At 64.5% G+C, this 19,381-nt stretch carries 19 protein-coding genes; 8 read left to right on the forward strand and 11 right to left on the reverse strand.

The window, feature by feature from the left end; translation table 11 throughout:
- The first annotated feature begins 48 nt into the window (after positions 1–48).
- A complete protein-coding gene (locus tag PSV38_RS10705) occupies positions 49–1,113 on the forward strand; it encodes a CDP-6-deoxy-delta-3,4-glucoseen reductase (RefSeq protein WP_300547263.1) in 1,065 nt (354 codons plus the stop codon).
- On the opposite strand, the gene PSV38_RS10710 is transcribed toward PSV38_RS10705, so the two are convergent.
- The 6 genes from PSV38_RS10710 to PSV38_RS10735 all read right to left on the reverse strand — a co-directional run bounded on the left by PSV38_RS10710 (position 1,098) and on the right by PSV38_RS10735 (position 6,524).
- A complete protein-coding gene (locus PSV38_RS10710) occupies positions 1,098–1,808 on the reverse strand; it encodes an ABC transporter ATP-binding protein (protein WP_300547264.1) in 711 nt (236 codons plus the stop codon). The two genes, PSV38_RS10705 and PSV38_RS10710, sit on opposite strands and share 16 nt — an antisense overlap.
- Positions 1,805–2,593 (reverse strand): ABC transporter ATP-binding protein, encoded by a 789-nt coding sequence (locus PSV38_RS10715; protein WP_300547265.1) that lies wholly within the window; start codon positions 2,591–2,593, stop codon positions 1,805–1,807. The genes PSV38_RS10710 and PSV38_RS10715 overlap by 4 nt, the downstream gene beginning before the upstream one ends.
- On the reverse strand, positions 2,590–3,675 hold the full coding sequence (locus PSV38_RS10720) for an ABC transporter ATP-binding protein (protein ID WP_300547480.1): 1,086 nt from the start codon (positions 3,673–3,675) through the stop codon (positions 2,590–2,592). The genes PSV38_RS10715 and PSV38_RS10720 overlap by 4 nt, the downstream gene beginning before the upstream one ends.
- Positions 3,676–3,680: 5 nt before the next feature.
- On the reverse strand, positions 3,681–4,604 hold the full coding sequence (locus tag PSV38_RS10725) for a branched-chain amino acid ABC transporter permease (protein ID WP_300547266.1): 924 nt from the start codon (positions 4,602–4,604) through the stop codon (positions 3,681–3,683).
- 131 nt (positions 4,605–4,735) lie between these two features.
- Positions 4,736–6,208 carry an aldehyde dehydrogenase family protein gene (locus PSV38_RS10730; protein ID WP_300547267.1) on the reverse strand — a complete coding sequence of 491 codons (1,473 nt, stop codon included), beginning with the start codon at positions 6,206–6,208 and terminating at the stop codon, positions 4,736–4,738.
- A 43-nt stretch (positions 6,209–6,251) separates the two neighbouring features.
- Complete coding sequence (locus PSV38_RS10735) at positions 6,252–6,524, reverse strand: hypothetical protein (RefSeq protein WP_300547268.1); 273 nt, start codon at positions 6,522–6,524, stop codon at positions 6,252–6,254.
- Between the two features lie 149 nt (positions 6,525–6,673).
- Here PSV38_RS10735 and PSV38_RS10740 point away from each other — a divergent pair, with 149 nt between their 5' ends.
- Together PSV38_RS10740 and PSV38_RS10745 are read left to right on the forward strand one after the other, a co-directional pair.
- On the forward strand, positions 6,674–6,916 hold the full coding sequence (locus PSV38_RS10740; RefSeq protein ID WP_300547482.1) for an RNA-binding S4 domain-containing protein: 243 nt from the start codon (positions 6,674–6,676) through the stop codon (positions 6,914–6,916).
- Entirely contained in the window at positions 6,913–8,562 is a 1,650-nt protein-coding gene (locus tag PSV38_RS10745; RefSeq protein WP_300547270.1) for an acyl-CoA synthetase, read from the forward strand. Before PSV38_RS10740 ends, PSV38_RS10745 begins: the two co-directional genes overlap by 4 nt.
- 388 nt (positions 8,563–8,950) lie before the next feature.
- On the opposite strand, the gene PSV38_RS10750 is transcribed toward PSV38_RS10745, so the two are convergent.
- A complete protein-coding gene (locus PSV38_RS10750) occupies positions 8,951–9,430 on the reverse strand; it encodes a hypothetical protein (RefSeq protein WP_300547271.1) in 480 nt (159 codons plus the stop codon).
- Between the two features lie 141 nt (positions 9,431–9,571).
- Here PSV38_RS10750 and PSV38_RS10755 point away from each other — a divergent pair, with 141 nt between their 5' ends.
- Genes PSV38_RS10755 through PSV38_RS10765 form a run of 3 tightly spaced genes read left to right on the forward strand, consistent with a single transcriptional unit; the run spans position 9,572 to position 12,595 of the window.
- Positions 9,572–11,116, forward strand: coding sequence for an AMP-binding protein (locus PSV38_RS10755; RefSeq protein WP_300547273.1), 1,545 nt, complete (start codon positions 9,572–9,574; stop codon positions 11,114–11,116).
- Positions 11,113–11,877, forward strand: a complete 765-nt coding sequence (locus PSV38_RS10760) for a class II aldolase/adducin family protein (RefSeq protein WP_300547274.1) — start codon at positions 11,113–11,115, stop codon at positions 11,875–11,877. The genes PSV38_RS10755 and PSV38_RS10760 overlap by 4 nt, the downstream gene beginning before the upstream one ends.
- A 13-nt stretch (positions 11,878–11,890) precedes the next feature.
- Positions 11,891–12,595 carry a hypothetical protein gene (locus tag PSV38_RS10765; protein ID WP_300547276.1) on the forward strand — a complete coding sequence of 235 codons (705 nt, stop codon included), beginning with the start codon at positions 11,891–11,893 and terminating at the stop codon, positions 12,593–12,595.
- Here the strand turns inward: PSV38_RS10765 and PSV38_RS10770 are convergent, their stop codons facing one another.
- The 4 genes from PSV38_RS10770 to PSV38_RS10785 all read right to left on the reverse strand — a co-directional run bounded on the left by PSV38_RS10770 (position 12,596) and on the right by PSV38_RS10785 (position 17,325).
- The gene (locus tag PSV38_RS10770) at positions 12,596–13,480 is read right to left on the reverse strand and encodes an acyltransferase (RefSeq protein WP_300547278.1); all 885 of its coding nucleotides are present in this window, start codon (positions 13,478–13,480) and stop codon (positions 12,596–12,598) included.
- 85 nt (positions 13,481–13,565) lie between these two features.
- Positions 13,566–15,329: an ABC transporter transmembrane domain-containing protein gene (locus PSV38_RS10775; protein ID WP_300547280.1), complete on the reverse strand. Its 1,764-nt coding sequence runs from the start codon at positions 15,327–15,329 to the stop codon at positions 13,566–13,568.
- Positions 15,316–17,079, reverse strand: a complete 1,764-nt coding sequence (locus PSV38_RS10780) for an ABC transporter transmembrane domain-containing protein (protein ID WP_300547282.1) — start codon at positions 17,077–17,079, stop codon at positions 15,316–15,318. Before PSV38_RS10780 ends, PSV38_RS10775 begins: the two co-directional genes overlap by 14 nt.
- A gap of 3 nt (positions 17,080–17,082) precedes the next feature.
- Positions 17,083–17,325 carry a VF530 family protein gene (locus PSV38_RS10785; RefSeq protein ID WP_300547284.1) on the reverse strand — a complete coding sequence of 81 codons (243 nt, stop codon included), beginning with the start codon at positions 17,323–17,325 and terminating at the stop codon, positions 17,083–17,085.
- Between the two features lie 60 nt (positions 17,326–17,385).
- Between PSV38_RS10785 and PSV38_RS10790 the strand changes: the two genes are divergently transcribed.
- Together PSV38_RS10790 and fghA are read left to right on the forward strand one after the other, a co-directional pair.
- Positions 17,386–18,492: an S-(hydroxymethyl)glutathione dehydrogenase/class III alcohol dehydrogenase gene (locus PSV38_RS10790; RefSeq protein ID WP_300547286.1), complete on the forward strand. Its 1,107-nt coding sequence runs from the start codon at positions 17,386–17,388 to the stop codon at positions 18,490–18,492.
- A 13-nt stretch (positions 18,493–18,505) separates the two neighbouring features.
- Positions 18,506–19,360, forward strand: a complete 855-nt coding sequence (gene fghA, locus PSV38_RS10795; RefSeq protein ID WP_300547288.1) for an S-formylglutathione hydrolase — start codon at positions 18,506–18,508, stop codon at positions 19,358–19,360.
- Positions 19,361–19,381: the final 21 nt, after the last annotated feature.

The following is a 19,381-nucleotide window of genomic DNA, read 5'->3' on the forward strand; positions in this document are numbered from 1 at the left end:
GTGGCTGAGGGACAATGGAAGACAATTTTGACCGCAGTGGAGCGCGTTTTGAGCTTTTCCGTGACCATCCAGCCCAGTGGGCGCCAATTCTCGATGCAACGCGACGAGACCGTGCTGAGCGCGGCCATCAGCGACAACGTCGGCTTGCCCTATGGCTGCAAGGACGGCGCCTGCGGCTCGTGCAAATGCAAACTGATTGAAGGGCGGGTGATCCATGGCGTTCACCAAGCCAAAGCCCTGAGCGATGAAGAGGAAGCCAACGGCTGGATGCTGACCTGCTGCGCCACGCCACAGACCGACTTGATCATCGAGTCGCGCCAGGTGGTGTCGGCGGGCGACTTCCCCATCCAGAAAATGCCCACCCGCGTCATCAGCCTGACCTTGGCCGCTCCCGATGTGATGGTGATGCGCTTGCAACTGCCCACCAACAACACCTTCGGTTTCCGCGCCGGGCAGTACATCGAGTTCATCCTGAAGGATGGCAGTCGGCGCAGCTACTCCATGGCCAATGCCCTGAACACCGCGACCACCGCGGTGGAAGGCGCCGCCCCGGTGACCAGCATTGAGCTGCACCTGCGCCACATGCCCGGTGGCAAGTTCACCGACCACGTGTTTAGCACGATGAAGGAAAAAGAAATCCTGCGGGTGGAAGGCCCTTACGGCACCTTCTTCTTGCGCGAAGATTCAGACAAGCCCATCGTGCTGCTGGCCTCGGGCACGGGCTTCGCGCCCATCAAAGCCATCATCGAGCACATGCGCTTCAAGGACATCGCACGGCCCACGGTGCTGTACTGGGGTTGTCGCAGCCGCGCAGATTTGTACCTGCACGACTGGATCGAACAAGCCGTCGCCGAGCTGCCGTGGCTGACCTATGTGCCCGTGCTGTCGGAGCCCAAACCTAACGACCAGTGGGCCGGTCGCGTTGGCTTGGTGCACCACGCCGTCATGGACGACCTGCCCGATTTGTCAGGCCACGAGGTCTATGCCTGCGGTGCCCCAGTGATGGTGCAAGTGGCCCAGCGCGACTTCGTGAACCTGCATGGCCTGCCCGCCGAGTTCTTCTTCGCCGACGCCTTCACCAGCGAGGCCGACAAGGCTCACAACCCCAAATAAGCGGCTTGCACCTGCGGGTCGTTCAACAGGCTTTGCGCGGGGCCTTCCAGCACCAGTTCGCCCGATTCCATGACATAGGCGCGATTGGCAATCTCCAGCGCGCGGTGGGCGTTCTGCTCCACCAGCAGCACCGTCACGCCCTGCTGGGCGATGTCGGTGATGACCTCGAAGATTTTGTCCACCATCAATGGTGCCAGGCCCATCGAGGGCTCGTCCAGCAGCAAGAGCTTGGGCCGCGCCAGCAAGGCCCGGCCCATGGCCAGCATCTGCTGCTCGCCGCCCGACAAGGTGCCGGCCAGCTGGCGGTGCCGCTCTTTGAGGCGGGGAAAGCGTTGGTAGACGGACTCCATGTCCGCGTTGACTTCACCGTCGCGGCGCAGGTAGGCGCCCATGCGCAGGTTCTCGTCGATGGTCATGCGCGTGAAGATGCCCCGCCCCTCGGGCACCATGACCAGGCCTTGGGCGACCAAGTCCCAGGCGCCCTGCCCCTTGAGGCTGCGGCCCTGGTAAAGCACCTCACCCGACTGCGGCGCCAGCAAGCCGCAGATGGCTTTCAAGGTGGTGGTCTTGCCCGCGCCATTGGCGCCGATCAGGCTGACCAGCTCGCCTTCCTGCAAATGCAGGTTCAAACCCTTGACGGCCTGGATGCCGCCATAGGCCACGCTCAATTGGCGCAGGTCCAGCAAGGCGCTCATGTCGGTGCCCCTTGGTGAGTGGCCGCCGTGCCCAGGTAGGCTTCGATCACAGCCGGGTCGCACTGCACTTCAGCGGGCGTGCCACAGGCGATCAGCTTGCCCTGGTCCAGCACCGTCACGCAATCGCACAAGCCCATCACCAGCTTCACGTCGTGTTCGATCAGCAAGATCGCGCGGCCCTGGGCCTGGATGCGGCGGATCAGCTCGCGCAGTTGCAGCTTCTCAGTGGCGTTCATGCCGGCTGCGGGTTCGTCCAGCGCCAACAGGCGCGGCTCGGTGGCCAGCGCACGCGCGATCTCCAGGCGGCGTTGATCGCCATAGCTCAAGGTGTGGGCCGTCTGGTTCGCCACAGCGCCCAGGCCGACGAACTCCAGCAAGGCCTGTGCATCAAGGGTGATGCGCGCTTCTTCACGAACGAAGGCAGGCGTGCGCAACACCGCTTGCCACCAGCCCACCGTGGTCCGCACATGACGGCCCACGCGGACGTTGTCCAGCGCCGTCATGTGGGCGAACAGGCGGATGTTCTGAAACGTGCGCGCGATGCCCGCTTTGGCCACCTGGTGGACCACCGTGGGTTTGTAGCGGCGGCCCGCCAGTTCGAACTGACCTTGATCGGACGGCACCAGGCCCGTGATGACGTTGAAGAAGGTGGTCTTGCCCGCGCCATTGGGGCCGATCAGGCCGTGCACCTGCCCGGGCTGGATGCTCAAGCCCACGCCGCTCAAGGCTTGGACACCGCCAAAGCGCTTGGACACATTCGCCACGTTCAACAAGGCCCCGCTCATGCAGCCACCCCGGGCTTGTTGTCTTCATGGCGTGGTGCGGGCCACAGGCCACGCGGTCGCCACAGCATGATGCTGACCATGGCCAAGGCCACCAGCAATTGTCGCAAGATGGACGCGTCCAGCCGCCCGCCCGTCATCGCTTGCAAAGGCCCGGCCACATGGCGCAGCACCTCAGGCAAGGCTGACAGCAAAAAGGCCCCCAGGATCACGCCAGGCACGTGGCCCGAGCCGCCCAGCACCACCATGGCCACCACCATGACCGACTCTTGCAAGGAGAACGATTCAGGTGAGACGAAGCCTTGGAAGCTGGCGAAGAGCACCCCGCCGATCCCGCCAAAGGTGGCGCCCAGGCCAAAGGCCAGCAGCTTGAGGTTGCGCGTGTTCAAGCCCATGGCCTTGGCGGCGATCTCGTCCTCGCGGATGGCCATCCAGGCCCGGCCCAGGCGGGAGTTCTCCAGGCGCAGGCTGATGATCACCGCCAGCACCACGATGCCCAGGAAGAGGTAGTAGTGCAAGGTGACCGGCTGCAGCACGTATCCCGCGATGTGCCAGGGCTCGCCCAGGCTCACGCCAAAAATGGTGAACGGGTCGATGCTGTCGATGCCCTTGGGGCCGTTGGTGATGTTGACCGGCGCGTCCAGGTTGTTCATGAACACGCGGATGATCTCGCCGAAGCCCAGCGTGACGATGGCCAGGTAGTCGCCCCGCAGCTTGAGCGTGGGCGCCCCCAGGAGCACGCCAACCAGTGCCGCGACACCCGCGCCCAATGGGATCACCGCCCACACCGGCAGGTGCAGGCCAGCCGGGAACATGGCCGCCACCGCAGGCAAGTGGTTGCTCAAATGCGGCGAGGCCAGCAAGGCGAACAGGTAAGCGCCCACGGCGTAGAAAGCCACATAGCCCAGGTCCAGCAAACCCGCGTAGCCCACCACGATGTTCAGGCCCAGGGCCAGCAGGATGTAGATCAGCGACACGTCCAGGATGCGCACCCAGGCCTGGCCGAAGCCTTGAACGATCAGCGGCAACACCAACAGCGCCAGGGTGGCCAGGAGAAAGATCGGCAGCTTGTTCTTGGGGCTCATCGTCTTCATGCGCGGTCAGCCACGCGCTCGCCCAGCAGGCCTTGCGGGCGCAGGGTCAGCACCAGGATCAACACGGCGAAGGCAAAGATGTCTTGGTAGTGGCTGCCCAGCACGCCACCGGTCAGGTCGCCGATGTAGCCTGCACCCATCGATTCGATCAGGCCCAGCAGCACGCCGCCCAGCATGGCCCCGGGCAAGTTTCCGATACCGCCAAACACGGCGGCGGTGAAGGCCTTCAGGCCAGGCAGGAAGCCCATGGTGTGCTGCACCGAACCATAGTTGGCGGCCCACATGACACCGGCCAACGCGGCCAGCATGGCGCCAATGATGAAAGTGGCCGAGATCACGCGGTCGGGCCGCACGCCCATCAACTGCGCCACGCGCGGGTTCTCGGAGGTAGCGCGCATGGCCCGGCCCAGGCGGGTGCCGTGGATCAGCGCCATCAGGCCCGCCAAAGTCATGGCCGTCACCGCGATGATCAGGATCTGGACCAGGTTGGTCGTGGCGCCCATCACCTCGATCGGGTCGTCGGGCAACAGGATGGGAAACGGCTTGTAGTCGGGCTTCCAGATGATCATGGCCAGCGTTTGCAGCAGCAGCGACATGCCCATGGCGGTGATCAAGGGGGCCAGGCGCGGCGCATTGCGCAAGGGCCGGTAAGCCAGCTTCTCGATCAGGAAATTGAGCACCCCGCACACCACCATGGCGGCCAGAAGGGCCACCAACAGCAGCACCCAACCGGGCCAGCCCAGCGTGCCCAGGCTGGTCACCACGGTCCAGCTCACCAGGGCGCCCACCATCAACACCTCGCCATGGGCGAAGTTGATGAGGTTGATGATGCCGTACACCATGGTGTAGCCCAAGGCCACCAAGGCGTACATGCTGCCCAGTACCAGGCCGTTGATCAGTTGTTGTATGAAGGTGTCCACAGCTCGTTCACATGCAAAGCCAACACATGCAAAAAGCCCGCCACGTTGCTGCTTGACTCATGAAGAGCGGCAGCGACCAGCGGGCTGGAGAAAGATCGGAAGGATCAGTGTCCGATCTTATCAGGACACGTTCAGAACAATGAAGGCCAGCGCAGGCTGTCCACCGTCAGGCGGATCAGCTTCTTCTTGGTGTCCGTGTAGGGCGGGAAGAACATCTTGGCCATCATGATCGGGCCGGACTTGAGCACCGCCCGCTCGTGCGAGAAGGCCTTGAAGCCGAAGTGCCCGTGCGCGTTGCCGATGCCCGAGTTGTTGACGCCGCCGAACGGCAGGTTGCCGTGCGCGTAGTGCAGCACGCAGTGGTTGATGGCCACGCCGCCCGAGCTGGTCTTTTGCAGGATCTGGTTTGTGCGCGCTTTGTTGCGGCTCCAGATGTACAGCGCCAGGGGCTTGTGGCCCGCGTTGATCTGGCGCACCACCGCATCCACGTCGCGGTAAGCGATCAAGGGCAGCACCGGGCCGAAGATTTCTTCGTTCATGATGCTGGCATCAAGCGGCACCTGGTCGATCAAGGTGGGCGCGATGTAGCAGGTGGCGATGTCGATGTCACCGCCGGTGAGCAGGTTGGCGCCCTTGGCTTGCGCTTCTTGCAGCAAGGCGGCCACGCGCTGGGTGTGACGCTGGTTGATCACGCGGCTGAAGTGCGGGCTCTTGCGCTGCTCGGCGGGCGTGGCGCCATAGCGCTCGGCCAGCACCTTGCGGCACTCGGCCACAAAACCATCCTTGACGGACTCGTGCACGAAGACGTGATCGGGCGCGACGCAAGTCTGGCCGCAATTGGTGAACTTGCCCCACATCAGGGCCTCGGCGGCCAGGCGCAGGTCGGCGGTCTCGTCCAGGATGACGGGCGACTTGCCACCCAGCTCCAAGGTGACGCTAGTGAGATTCTTGGCGGCAGCGGCCATCACCACCTTGCCCACAGCAGGCGAGCCGGTGAAGAAGATGTGATCGAAAGGCAGGTCGAGCAGCACTTGCGAGGTGGGCAGGCTGCCTTCAAACAGCGCGACTTCTTCGGGCGGGAAGATGGCGGCGATGATCTCAGCCATCACCACGCTGACGGCGGGCGTCATTTCTGAGGGCTTGAGGATGACCGTGTTGCCAGCGGCCAAGGCCGAAACCATGGGGCCAAAGCACAAGTTGAGCGGGAAGTTCCAGGGCGCGATGATCAGGCTGCGGCCGCGCGGTTGGTATTCGATCCAGGCGGACGTCATGGCAGTGGCCATGGTGGGCCAAACCTTGGTGGGGCGCATCCACTTCTTGAGCGAGCCGATGGCGTGGCGGATTTCATCCAGCACGGGCATGAACTCGGTGCCTTCGACTTCGGACGAGGGCTTGCTGTAGTCCTTCTGGAAGGCCGCGTAGAAATCCTCGCGGCGGGCCATCATGGCATCGCGCAGTTTTTTCAAGCGGGCAATGCGTTCGGCCGCGGTGGACTCGCGCCACTGGAGGGCGGTCGCCAGTTGGCGGTCAAATACCTGACGGATCACGGCGGGGTCAGACTCCCCGGTGCTCGGGTCAACGACGTGCATCATGGCTTGGCTCATCCTTGTCTCCAATGAATGTTGGACTCAGAAAGATTCATTCAAACTACTTGGCGGCCAGACCGGCGCGGAGCACGCGGTCCACCAGGTCGGCCAGGGGCACGCCCTCTTGCTCGGCCTGGCTTTGCAGTTGCTTGACCAGGTCGGCGTTCAATTTCACGGCGAAGGCCACCAAGCCATTGGCTTGGTCGATTTTGCGCTGTTCACGGCGATCCGGCACCGAAGCAGCTGCGCTGCCAAAACGGCCGGAGGACGGCGCCTGGCGCATCTGGTCCATGATTTTGGAGGCCTTGTTCTTTTCGAGATCAGTTTTTTTCATCAGCGGCAGGCCTCGATGGCCTGGACAATAAGTCGACAATCCCGCGATTGTGCACCGCCACTGCACAGTCGTGCACCTTTTCACCCTCGACAAACGCCAGGCTTGCGCCAGGTGCAAGCCAAACTCCCCCCAAATAATCCATGGCCAGCCTGAATCAGATCACCTTCGAGTTGCGTGGCGACTTCATCACGCTGGACCGCCTTCTGAAGGCCACCGGCCTGGCCGAGAGCGGTGGCCGCGCCAAAACCATGGTTGCAGAAGGCATGATCCAGGTTGACGGGCAGGACGAGCTGCGCAAGACCTGCAAGATCCGCGCGGGTCAGGTGGTCAGCCTGCACGGTGCACGCATCCGGGTGGTCACACCCGCGGAACCCCAGGAGACATCGACATGAGCCAGAACATCTTCGACCAGGACCTGCCGCGTAACGAGGCCAATTTCACGGCCCTGAGCCCGCTGTCGTTCATCGAACGCGCCGCCCTGGTTTACCCTGATCGCCTCGCCATCGTGCACGGCGCACTGCGCCAGACCTGGGCCCAGACTTACGCCCGCTGCCGACAACTGGCCAGCGCCTTGAACCAGCGTGGCCTGGGCGTGGGTGACACGGTGGCCGTGATGCTGCCCAACACGCCGCCGATGGTCGAGGCCCACTTCGGCGTGCCCATGGCAGGCGCCGTGCTGAATGCGCTGAACACCCGCCTGGACGCGGAGGCCCTCGCCTTCATGCTGGACCACGGCGAAGCCAAGGCCGTGCTGGTGGACGTTGAATTCAGCGCCGTGATGGCCCGCGCCCTGGCGCTGCGCCAGTCCACGCAGCCCCTGCTGGTGATCAACGTCGATGACGTGGTTTACACCGGCGCGGGCGAGCGCATTGGGGCGCTGGACTACGAAGAGCTGCTGGCCAGCGGCGACCCGGCGTTCAACTGGGCCTTGCCGACCGACGAATGGAACGCCATCAGCCTGAACTACACCTCGGGCACCACGGGCAACCCCAAGGGCGTGGTCTACCACCACCGCGGTGCGGCCATGAACGCCGTCTCGGCCATCCTCGAATGGGACATGCCCAAGCACGCCGTCTACCTGTGGACGCTGCCCATGTTTCACTGCAATGGCTGGTGCTTTCCGTGGGCGGTGGCGGCGCGTGGCGGGGTGAATGTTTGCTTGCGCAAGGTCGATCCCAAGGCGGTGTTTGACGCCTTCCGCGAGCACCATGTCACCCACTATTGCGGCGCACCCATCGTGCACGCTTCATTGGTGAACGCGCCCGAAGCGTTGCGCCAGGGCATCCCGCGCGGCATCCAGGCGATGGTGGCTGGCGCGGCACCACCGGCCGCCATGATCGAAGGTATGGAGCAACTGGGCATCAACCTGACGCACGTGTATGGCCTGACCGAGGTCTACGGCCCTGCTTCCGTTTGCGTGAAGCACGAGGACTGGGACGCGCTGGACATTGGCGAGCGCGCGCGCCTGAATGCCCGCCAGGGTGTGAACTATCACCTGCAACGCAGCGTGGCCGTGATGGATGCAGGCACCATGCAGCCCGTGCCCCTGGATGGCGAAACCATGGGCGAGATCATGTTCCGCGGCAACATCACCATGAAGGGTTACCTGAAGAACCCCAAGGCCACTCAAGAAGCGTTTGCCGGGGGCTGGTTTCACACGGGCGACTTGGCCGTGCAGTACCCCGATGGCTACGTCAAGATCAAGGACCGCAGCAAGGACATCATCATCTCGGGTGGCGAGAACATCTCGTCGATCGAGGTGGAGGACGTGCTTTACCGGCACCCCGCGGTGCTGGCGGCCGCCGTGGTGGCCAAACCGGATGACAAGTGGGGCGAAACGCCTTGCGCTTTCATCGAGTTGAAGGCGGGTGCCCAGGTGACGGCCGAGGACATCGTGGCGCACTGCAGGCAGCACATGGCGGGGTTCAAGGTGCCCAAGGCCGTGGTGTTTGGTGAGTTGCCCAAAACGTCGACAGGCAAGATTCAGAAGTTTGAATTGCGCAAGGTGGCGGGGTCGGCTCGGGCGATTGATCCCTGATCCAGACTTTGCTGCAGTCTGGTTTGCTTTGCCTTGGCAGCGCGGGGCGCGGGCTGGGGCCCTTTTTTCGCCCGGCTGGTGGCATGCCACGGTTGCAATCGTGCTGCGCCACCAGCGGGGCGGATCAGGGATGAGGCGGAGGCGGGCGGGGCGACTTCGGGGGCGTCGAGGCGCGCAGGCCACGGCGGGTTGCCCATCGCGCAGCGAGGGGTCGGCGAGGACTGTTTGAGCCCGAAGGGCGAGTTCCGCAGCCGCCCGCGGTGGCCGAGCACCGAGCGCAGTCCGCCGCTACGCGGTGGACCGCCACCATAGGAGCCCCGCCCGCCTCCGACTCATCCCAGCCCCGCGCTGCCTATAAAAAGCCCCCGCCCCAAGCTCGGGAATAAAACTAGCCGACCGCCGCTCCCACCACTCGCGGCAACTGCCTCATCCCACCAATGAATTCAGACGGGATGTCAGCATCGCTTAGCAAAGTGGCGCCGTCATGGAAGCTCACGGTGGTCGACCCATCGCGCTGGGTTTCCACCAGCAGCTTCATGGGCAAATGCGGCTCGGCATTCGCCGTGTCCTGTACAACTGGCGTGTGCCCGTCCGTGTCACCCAGCACCAGCACCAAAGCGGGCGCCTGGCTCATGTCCTGTCCGCCAGGCCGCTGAGGCGACACCTTGGCCATGACCGACATGCCGCGCGAACGCGCCGCCTGCATCAGCTTGCTCACCGTGTCGTCCAGGCTGTGCTTGCTGGTCAGGGTCACCCAGCCGATTTTGGAGTCGGACGCGTCCTCGCTGTCGCGAAGCTCTGGCAAGCGCCCGGCCGCCATCAGCACCAGAGCCATGCAGCCAGTCATCCAGTATCGTTTCAAGCGCATGTCGGGCACCTCCAAAAGCAGTCCAGATAGGATGGGGGCGAGCTTGAGAAGTTCAAGCCCTGACAGGTTTCAGTTCGTAAAGCCGATGGCGCGCCAAATACCGCATGATGGCGGTATCAGGTTGCCCCATCATGACGACCCATGAATCTGTTCACCGCCTTCACCGCCGCCTGGCCGACCACCCTGGACGAGCCCGCGATCCTGACGGACACCGGGCTGGTTTACACCTGGCGCGACCTGGACCGCGCCACCGCCATGGTGGCCAACCTGCTGACCGGCCTGCGCCTGAAAGGCCACGCCGGGCGCCCACCGGTGGTGGCCGCGCACGTGGACAAGTCGGTCGAGGCGCTGATGCTGTACCTGGCCACCTTGCGGGCGGGCTTCGCCTTCCTGCCCCTGAACCCCGCCTATCGGCAGGCCGAGCTGGATTACTTTGTGAACGATGCGCGCCCTTCGGTGCTGGTGTGCCGCTCGCCCGATCAGGATTGGGTGGTGCCGCTGGCCGCGCAAGGCCGGGTCGCCCACCTGTTCACTCTGAATGACGACCGCACCGGCAGCTTGCTGACCCACGCTGCACGGCAATCTGATCAACAGACCGCCGCTTTGGCCCACGCGGATGACCTCGCCGCCATCCTGTACACCTCGGGCACCACCGGTCGCAGCAAGGGCGCCCTGCTCACCCACGGCAACCTACTCAGCAATGCCCGCACCCTGCTGCGCCACTGGGACTGGCGCAGCGACGACGTGCTGGTACACGCGCTGCCCATTTTTCACATCCACGGCCTGTTCGTGGCGGGCCATTGCGCGCTGCTGTCGGGCACGTCCATGCGCTGGCTGAACAAGTTCGACGCGACTGGCGTGATGCAGCAGATTCGGGATCTGGCCGAGCCCCGGGCCACGGTGTTCATGGGTGTGCCAACCATGTACGGCCGCTTGCTGGACACTGCCTACTTGCAAGCCGGTGGCTGCGAGGGCATGCGCCTTTTTGTCAGCGGCTCGGCGCCTTTGCTGAGTGCCACGGCCAACACCTTCGAGCACCGCAGTGGCCACCAGATCCTGGAGCGCTACGGCATGAGCGAGACCGGCATGCTGTGCTCCAACCCCTGCCGCCCCCGTGAAGGTGCGCGGGTGCCCGGCAGTGTGGGTCGGCCCCTGCCAGGCGTGGGCCTGCGCATCACCGACGACCACGATCAGGCCTGCGCGGCGGGCACGGTGGGCCACGTGCAGGTGCGCGGCCCCAATGTCTTCAAAGGCTACCTGGGCATGCTGGAAAAAACCCGCGAAGCCTTCACCCCCGATGGCTGGTTCAGGACCGGTGATGTGGGCTTGGTCGATGCACAGGGCTACGTTCACCTCAGCGGCCGCGCCAAAGACCTGATCATCACCGGCGGCTTCAACGTCTACCCGGCCGAGGTTGAAAGCCACCTCGAAAAACTGCCCGGCGTGGTCGAATCGGCCGTGGTGGGCGTGCCGCACCCCGACTTTGGAGAAGGCGTGATCGCCATCGTCGTGCCCCAAGCGGGCCAGGCGGTGGATGAGCATTCCCTGATCCAGGCCATGAAAGACACCATCGCCGGGTTCAAAGTGCCCAAGCGCGTGTTCTTTGCCACCGACCTGCCCCGCAACGCCATGGGCAAGGTGCAGAAAAACCTGCTGCGCCAACAACACCAGGAGACCTTCGCATGAGCCTGAACATCCCTTCCTTGAAAGACAGCGTCAGCCCCGAAGAATGGCAGCTGCGCGTGGACCTGGCCGCCTGCTACCGCCTGGTGGCTGCCTATGGCTGGAGCGACCTGGTCTTCACGCACGTGTCGGCGCGCATCCCCGGGCCAGAGCACCATTTCTTGATCAACCCCTATGGCTTGATGTTCGACGAGATCACCGCGTCCAGCCTGGTCAAGGTCGACCAGAACTGCAAAATGCTCAGCGACTCGCCCTTCCCGGTCAACCCGGCAGGATTCACCATCCACAGTGCCGTGCACGCGGCGCGCGAAGACGCTGGCTGCGTGCTGCACACCCACACGCGATCGGGCGTGGCGGTGTCGGCGCAGAAAGACGGCGTGCTGCCGATCTCGCAGCAAAGCACGTTTGTGCTGGCCTCGCTGGCGTACCACGACTACGAAGGCGTGGCCTTCCGCGATGAAGAAAAGCCCCGCCTGCAAGCCGACTTAGGCCACAAGAACTTTCTGATGCTGCGCAACCATGGCCTGCTGACCGTGGGGCCCACCATCGCCGATGCCTTCCTGTCGATGTACATCTTCGAGAGCACCTGCCAGATCCAGATCGCCGCGCAGTCAGGGGGTGCCGCCTTGACGCAGGTCAATCCTCAGATCGTTGACGGCGTGGCCCATGCGATGAAGGTGCAGACTGGCAGCTTGGGCGGGGCTTTTGTGTGGCCCGCCTTGATCCGCAAGCTGGAGCGCCTGGATCCCGGCTACCAAACCTGAAGCAGTGCATGGCATGAAGAAGTGGGAACTGATCGCAGGCTTGCTGGTCGCGTCTTTGGCAGCGGCCACCTTCATCGCGCTTGACCATGGCGAGCCAAAAATGTCCAGCCCTGAGCAGGCGCCCATGAAGGAGTTGCCGTGGCAAATCCAGCAGCTGCCATCGGGCGACACCCAGGTCTTTGGCCTGACGCTGTCCGCTCATCCGGAGGCCGCCAGCACGCTGGGTGATGTGCAACGCCGATGGGCGTCAGACTTTCAAATGGCGGTGGTGGCCGCCCCTGGCGAGAACGGCACCCTGGAAGCGTATGTGGAAACCGCCACCATGGGGTTCATCATTGGCAAACTGGTGGTGACCGCCCAGGTCAGCCCGCAGGTGATCCAGGGATTTCGCGAACGCGCGGCCAATGTTGGCTACATGAACAGCAGCACGCGCAAGTACCGCTTGAACGCCACCGACCAGGCGCAGGCCTTGCGCTCACCCATCCTGGCACTGGCCTTCATCCCGCAGGCCAACCTGGACGATGACATCGTGAAGGCCCGTTTTGGCAAGCCCGCCGAACGTGTGCGCACCAACGCCCACTCAGAACACTGGCTGTACCCGGAAAAGGGCCTGGGCATCACGCTGGACAGCGAGGGCAAGGAACTGCTGCAGTACGTCGCCCCCGCTCAGTTCATGCACCTGCGCGAGCCCCTGAGGCAGCCCGCGCAAACCCCCTGATCAACGGGGCTTGAAGCTGGCCACCAGCTCATTGATGCGCCGGTCTTTTTCGACCCACAGCCCGTTGACCCAGGTCTGCAAGCGGGTGCGGTAAGCCGGGTCGCGACCGGTGTCGGTCTTCAAATCTGGCGGGATCGCGATCTGGCGCACGTCCACGATCACGTCGCTCAGGCGTCCGCAGATCAGGTCGGTGAAGGTGGGCACGCCCTTGGGGTAGACGATGGTCACGTCGAGCAAGGCATCGAACTGCTCGCCCATCACGGCCAAGGCCATGCCAATGCCGCCTGTCTTGGGTTTGAGCAGGTGCTGATACGGCGACTGCTGGCTGTCTTTCTTGCTGGGCGTGAAACGGGTGCCTTCCAGGAAGCTGATCACCGAAGTGGGCACCACGCGGAACTTCTCGCAGGCCCGGCGTGCGGTCTCCAGGTCCTTGGCCGCACTGGCCTTGCCGCCCTTGCGCGACATGAAGGGGAAGTCCAGCGCCCACCAGGCCAGGCCGATGATGGGCACGTAGATCAGCTCTTTCTTGATGAAGAACTTCAACAGCGGAATGTGCCCGCTGAACACTTTTTGCAGCACCAGGATGTCGACCCAGCTTTGGTGGTTGCTGCTGACCAAGTACCAGCCTTGGCGTTTGAAGTTTTCAACCCCGGTGATCTGCCAACGGGTGTGCCCCACCGCAGCGATCCAAAGGCCGTTGTTCGCCACCCAGACGTCGGCGATCTTGTTCAAGGCGTAGTCGGCCACCTGACGCACCGCCCGGAACGGCAACACCAACTTGAGCAGCGCGAAAGGGATCATCAAGGTGAAGCCGATCAAGGTGTTCACAGTAATGGCCAAGCTGGCCAAGGTCGCCTTGACGACATACACAAGTCTTTGGAACATGGTGATTTGAACGCGCGACGGTTGCCTACGCCCTGGATAACGACAGACCGCAATTATGGCGCCTGGCGGCCAGGCATCACATTCTTCAGGCCGCCTCCTGCGCCTGCCATTGCTGCAGGAGGTAAAGGCGCTGATAGCGCCCCTCGGGCAAGGCCATCAGCGCCTCGTGCGACCCCTGCTCGGCGATGCGGCCATGGTGCAGCACCACGATCGCATCGGCATCGCGGATGGTGGACAAACGGTGCGCGATGGCCACCACGGTCACCTGGCCATGCAGCGCATCCAGGGCTTTTTGCACCAAGCGCTCGGTGTCGCTGTCGATGTGCGAGGTGGCCTCGTCCAGAAACAGGATGCGCGGCTGCCCTGCCAGGGCCCGCGCCATGGCCAGCAATTGCTTCTGGCCCACGGACAGGCGCGCGCCACCCTCGCCCAGCGGCGTGTCGTAGCCGTTTTCCAGCGCCAGGATGAAATCGTGCACCTGGGCAGCGCGTGCGGCGGCCTCGATTTGAGCCGGACTCAAGCCCCGTCCCATGTCGATGTTTTCGCGCGCGCTGGCGGCCAGCAGGAAGGGCTCTTGGGGCACCAACCCGACGGCTTGGCGAAAGGCTTCGTCATCGATGTCATCGACCGGCTGGCCGTCGATGGTGACGGTGCCGACGGGCGCCGGGTAAAAGCGCAGCATCAGCGACAGGAGCGTGGATTTGCCGCTGCCGGTGTGGCCCACGATGCCGATGAACTGGCCCGGCGCGATGCCCAGGTTCACGTCGTGCAGCACTGGCGGGTTGGCGGCGTAGGCGAAGGTCAGGTGGCGGATGTCGATGGCACCTTGCGTGACCCGGCCTGATCCGCTGTTTCGCAAGGACTCGGCCTCTTGCAGCAAGGCGTTGACCCGCGCCGCCGCCACCATCGATTGCTGCAACTGCGAGAACTGCGTGGTGATCTGGATGAGGGGCTCGACCACGCGGGCCATGGTGCTGATGAAGGCGTAAAGCACGCCGATCTCGACCGGGCTCAAGGTGCCGCCCTGGCTGCGCAAACCAAACACGGTCATCACCAGGGCCAGCAGTGAAATGTTGAGCAAGTCGAGCGCGGGGCGCAGCAGCCACGCATTGGCGCGCAACTCGTCACGGCGGGCCTGCAACTGCGCATGCGCCGTCTGCGCAAAGCGCTCGGCGAAACGGGGTGTGGCATGGCTGGCCTGCAAGACCGCCATGCCCGCGATGGATTCGCCCATCTGCGCGTTCAGGTCGCTGCGCAACTGGCGAGAACGGGTCACGGCCGGGGCGCTCAGGCGTTGGTAGAGCCAGACGATGGCGGTCACGGCGGGCACCAGCAGCGCCACCACCAACATCAGTTGCCAATCGAGGTAAGCCATCGCGAACAAGGCGGCCACCAGGGCCACCACGCTGTCGAGCATCACGAACAGCACCTGCACGTAGAGCGCCTTGACCGCTTCGGTGTCATTGGTGACGCGGCTCACCAGTTGGCCGGTGATGGCCCGGTCAAAGTAAGCCATGGGCAGGCGCAGCACGTGGCCATAGACCTCTTCACGCAGGCGCAGCACCGAACGCATGGCCAGGCCCGCCAGGCGGATCAACTGGCCATAGCGAATCCAGCTGGCGATCCAGGTGGCGAACAGTGCGCCGACCAACAGGCTGGCCATCTCGGGCCAGGTGCCTTGGTGCGGCATCAGGTGCCGGTCGATGAAGGCCTTGCCCAGGATGGGGCCCAGCGCCTCCAGGCCCGCGGCCAGCATCAGCCACAGCAGGCCGCGCCGCAGGTGGTGCAGCTCGGGTTGGGCTGCGCGGCGCAGCAGGGCCAAGGCCTGGCCCCGGTCAAGCGGCTGCATCGTCGGCCTCCAGTTGTTGTTCCAGTTGCTGGTAACGCCATTGCCGGGCGTACCAGCCTTCCTGCGCCAGCAGTTGCGCATGGCTGCCCTGCTCGGCCACCACGCCTTCTTTCAGCACCAGAATGTGGTCAGCGTCGGCCACGGAACTGAGCCGGTGGCTGACCACGATCGCGATGCGCTCGGGGCGCAGGGCTTTCAACTCGCGAAGGTGCCGCAGGATGCTGGCCTCGGTGTCGGTGTCCACGGCGGACAAGGCATCGTCCAGCAACAGCAAGGGGGCATCGGCCAGCAGGGCGCGGGCAATGGCCACGCGCTGGCGCTGGCCGCCAGACAAGGTCACGCCGCGCTCACCCACCGGCGTGTCATAGCCTTGCGGCAAACGCAGGATGTCGTCGTGCACGGCGGCCATGCCGGCCACGTGTTCCACCTCGGCGCGCATGGCCTGGGGCTTGGCCAGCGCGATGTTCTCGGCCACCGAGGCTGAGAACAGAAATGGCTCTTGCGGCACCCAGCTGACGGCGCGGCGCAGGGTGTCCAGCTTGTAATCGGCCAAGGTCACGCCGCCCCATTTCACACGGCCTGAATCAGGCGCGAACTGGCGCAGCAGCAAACGCACCAGCGTTGATTTGCCCGAGCCCGTGGGGCCCACCAAGCCCAGGGTCTGGCCCGGTTGAACCACCAGCGACACGCCTGACAAAGCCGGTTGGGGGTGGCCGGGGTAGGTGAACTTCACCCCGTCTGCCTGCAAAGCGCCGGGCTGGATGGCGAGCACCGGGCCATGGTCCTGCACCGTGAGCGGCGCCTCCAGCACCGGCCGCAGGCGATCCCAGGCAGCACGGCCCCGCTCGATCAGGGACAGCACCCAACCGGCCGCGAACATGGGCCAAATCATCTGCCCCAGGTAGAGGCTGAAGGTGGTCAACTGGCCAATGGTCAACTCCTTGTGCCAGACCAGGTAGCCGCCCATGCCCAGGCTGAGCATCGTGGCCGCGCCCAGCGTGAGGCTGACGGCGGGCTCGTAGGCGGCTTCCCAGCGCTGGGCCTTCAGGCTGGATTGCGCGGCCTGGTCGGCCAAGCGGGTGAAGTCGGCGGTGCTGCGCGCTTCCAAACCCAACGCCCGCACGGTGCGCACGCCCGACAAGGTCTCGTGCACCTGGTCGTTGAGGTGGCCGAAGTTGTCCAGCGACTGGCGCGACGCCGTGTGCACGTGGTTGGAGATCCACCAGAAGGCCCAGCCCATGAGGGGAAAGGGCAGCAGAGCCACCAGGGTGAGCCGCCAGTCCACGCCCAGCGCCATCGAGCCGATCACCAGGAGCAGGGTCATGGTGCCGTCAAAGCCCGCCAGCACGGCCTCGCCAGCGGCTTGCTCCACCGCGTCGATGTCGTTGGTGGCCAGGGCCATCAGGTCGCCGGTGCGGCGGTCCTGGTAAAAGCGCGGGCCCTGCAGGCTGAGGCGTTCGTACAGGCGGGTGCGCAGATCGACGCCCAGCCGATACGCCGCCGCGTACAGCAACTGCCGCCAGGTCACGCGCATGAAGTAGATGGCCAGGCCCGCCAGCACCATCAGGCCCACCTCGCGGATCAGCCCATCGGTGTCCAGCCGCCGCGCCACCAGGCCATCCACCAGGTGGCCCACCTGGCGCGGCAGCCAAACCGTGAGCAGGGCGATGGCAACCAGCATCACGGCCGAGGGGCCGTAGGCGCGCCAATGGCGAAAGATGAACTTGGTGACGAGCGCGGACAGGGACATCGGTCAGCTTTGCCCCGACCGGCGCCGCTCCCGCAGCATGAACAGGTACAAGCCTTCAACCTTTTCTCGCGCCCAGGGCGTCTTGCGCAGAAAGCGCAAACTGGACGACACGCTGGGGTCAGCCTGGAAGCAACGGATGTTGATGAGCCGACCCAACTCTGGCCAACCGTAGCCGGCCACCAATTCGTTGAGGATCGTTTCGAGCGTCAGCCCGTGCAACGGGTCCTGGCTGGGGGGATTTTTCATGGCGGCATCATGCCGCACTTATCATGTCCCCACCTCACCGAATGCCTTGAAAGAACGCCCATGAAGACACGTGCCGCCGTCGCCTGGAAAGCCGGACAGCCCCTGACCATTGAAACCGTCGATCTGGAAGGCCCGCGCGAGGGCGAAGTGCTGGTCGAGGTCAAGGCCACCGGCATTTGCCACACCGATTACTACACCTTGTCGGGCGCCGACCCCGAAGGGCTTTTCCCTGCGATTTTGGGTCACGAAGGCGCGGGCATCGTGGTCGATGTGGGCCCCGGCGTCAGCTCGCTCCGCAAGGACGACCACGTCATCCCCCTGTACACGCCCGAATGCCGCCAGTGCAAGTTCTGCTTGAGCCGCAAGACCAATTTGTGCCAGAAGATCCGCGCCACGCAGGGCAAGGGCCTGATGCCCGATGGCACGTCACGCTTTTCGCTCAATGGCGATCCGCTGCTGCACTACATGGGCACGTCCACCTTCAGCAATTTCATCGTGGTGCCCGAGATCGCATTGGCCAAGATCCGGCCTGACGCGCCCTTCGACAAGGTTTGCTACATCGGCTGCGGCGTGACCACGGGCGTGGGCGCGGTGCTGTTCAGCGCGCAGGTCGAGGCGGGCGCCAATGTGGTCGTCTTTGGCCTGGGCGGCATCGGCCTGAACGTGATCCAGGCGGCCAAGATGGTGGGCGCCGACAAGATCATCGGCGTGGACCTGAACCCCAAGCGCGAAGCCATGGCCCGCCAGTTCGGCATGACGCATTTCATCAACCCGAAAGATGTGCCCAATGTGGTCGACGCCATCGTGCAACTGACCGACGGTGGCGCCGACTACAGCTTCGAGTGCATCGGCAACACCACCACCATGCGCCAGGCGCTGGAGTGCACGCACAAGGGCTGGGGGCGCAGCCTGATCATCGGCGTGGCCGAGGCCGGTGCCGAGATCAGCACCCGCCCCTTCCAATTGGTGACCGGCCGCAAGTGGGAAGGATCGGCCTTTGGCGGCGCGCGCGGCCGCACCGACGTGCCCAAGATCGTCGACTGGTACATGGACGGCAAGATCAACATCGACGACCTGATCACGCACAAGCTGTCGCTCGATCAGATCAACGAAGGTTTTGACCTGATGAAGAGTGGCGAGTCGATCCGCTCGGTGGTGATGTACTGAGCGCGCGTTGGCCATGACGACCGCCACCATCGAGACGCTCAGCGAGCATGCCTGCTTTGGCGGCGTGCAAGGCTTCTACCAACACGCCTCCAGCACCATTGGCTTGCCAATGCGCTTTGGCGTGTACCGGCCACCGCAGGCGCTGCATTCAGCCAGCACACCCGTGCTGTGCTACCTGGCGGGCCTGACCTGCACCGAAGAGACCTTCGCCATCAAGGCGGGCGCCCAGCAGTACGCGGCCGAGCATGGCCTGATCCTGGTCAGCCCCGACACCAGCCCGCGCAACACGGGCCTTGAAGGCGCCGATGCCAACTGGGACTTCGGCACGGCAGCCGGTTTTTACCTGGACGCCACAGCGGCACCTTGGTCCCAGCATTGGCGCATGGAAAGCTACCTGACGACAGAGCTGCTGCCCTTGGTGTTGCAGCACTTCAAAGGCGATGCCGAGCGCACCGGCATCTTTGGCCACTCGATGGGCGGCCATGGCGCTTTGACCCTGGCCTTGAAGCACCCCTCGTTGTTCAAGAGCGTGTCGGCTTTCGCGCCGATCGCCGCGCCCACGCAATGCCCCTGGGGCCGCAAGGCGCTGCAAGGCTACCTGGGTGATGAGTCTTCAGAATGGGCCCGGCACGACGCCACCGAATTGGTCAAGGGCGGGGACAAATGCCCACCCATCCTGCTTGACCAGGGCTTGGCCGACAAGTTCCTGGCGGACCAATTGCACCCGCACCTGCTGGAGGCCGCCTGCCAGCAGCATGGCCAACCCCTCACGGTGCGTCGGCATGAAGGTTACGACCACGGCTACTACTTCATCAGCACCTTCATGCGCGACCACATTGCGCATCACGCCGCTGCTTTGAAGGCCTGAGGCGCGTGAGGCGCCCGGGTA

The sequence above is a fragment of the Aquabacterium sp. genome (assembly GCF_029946005.1).
GTDB lineage: Bacteria > Pseudomonadota > Gammaproteobacteria > Burkholderiales > Burkholderiaceae_C > Aquabacterium.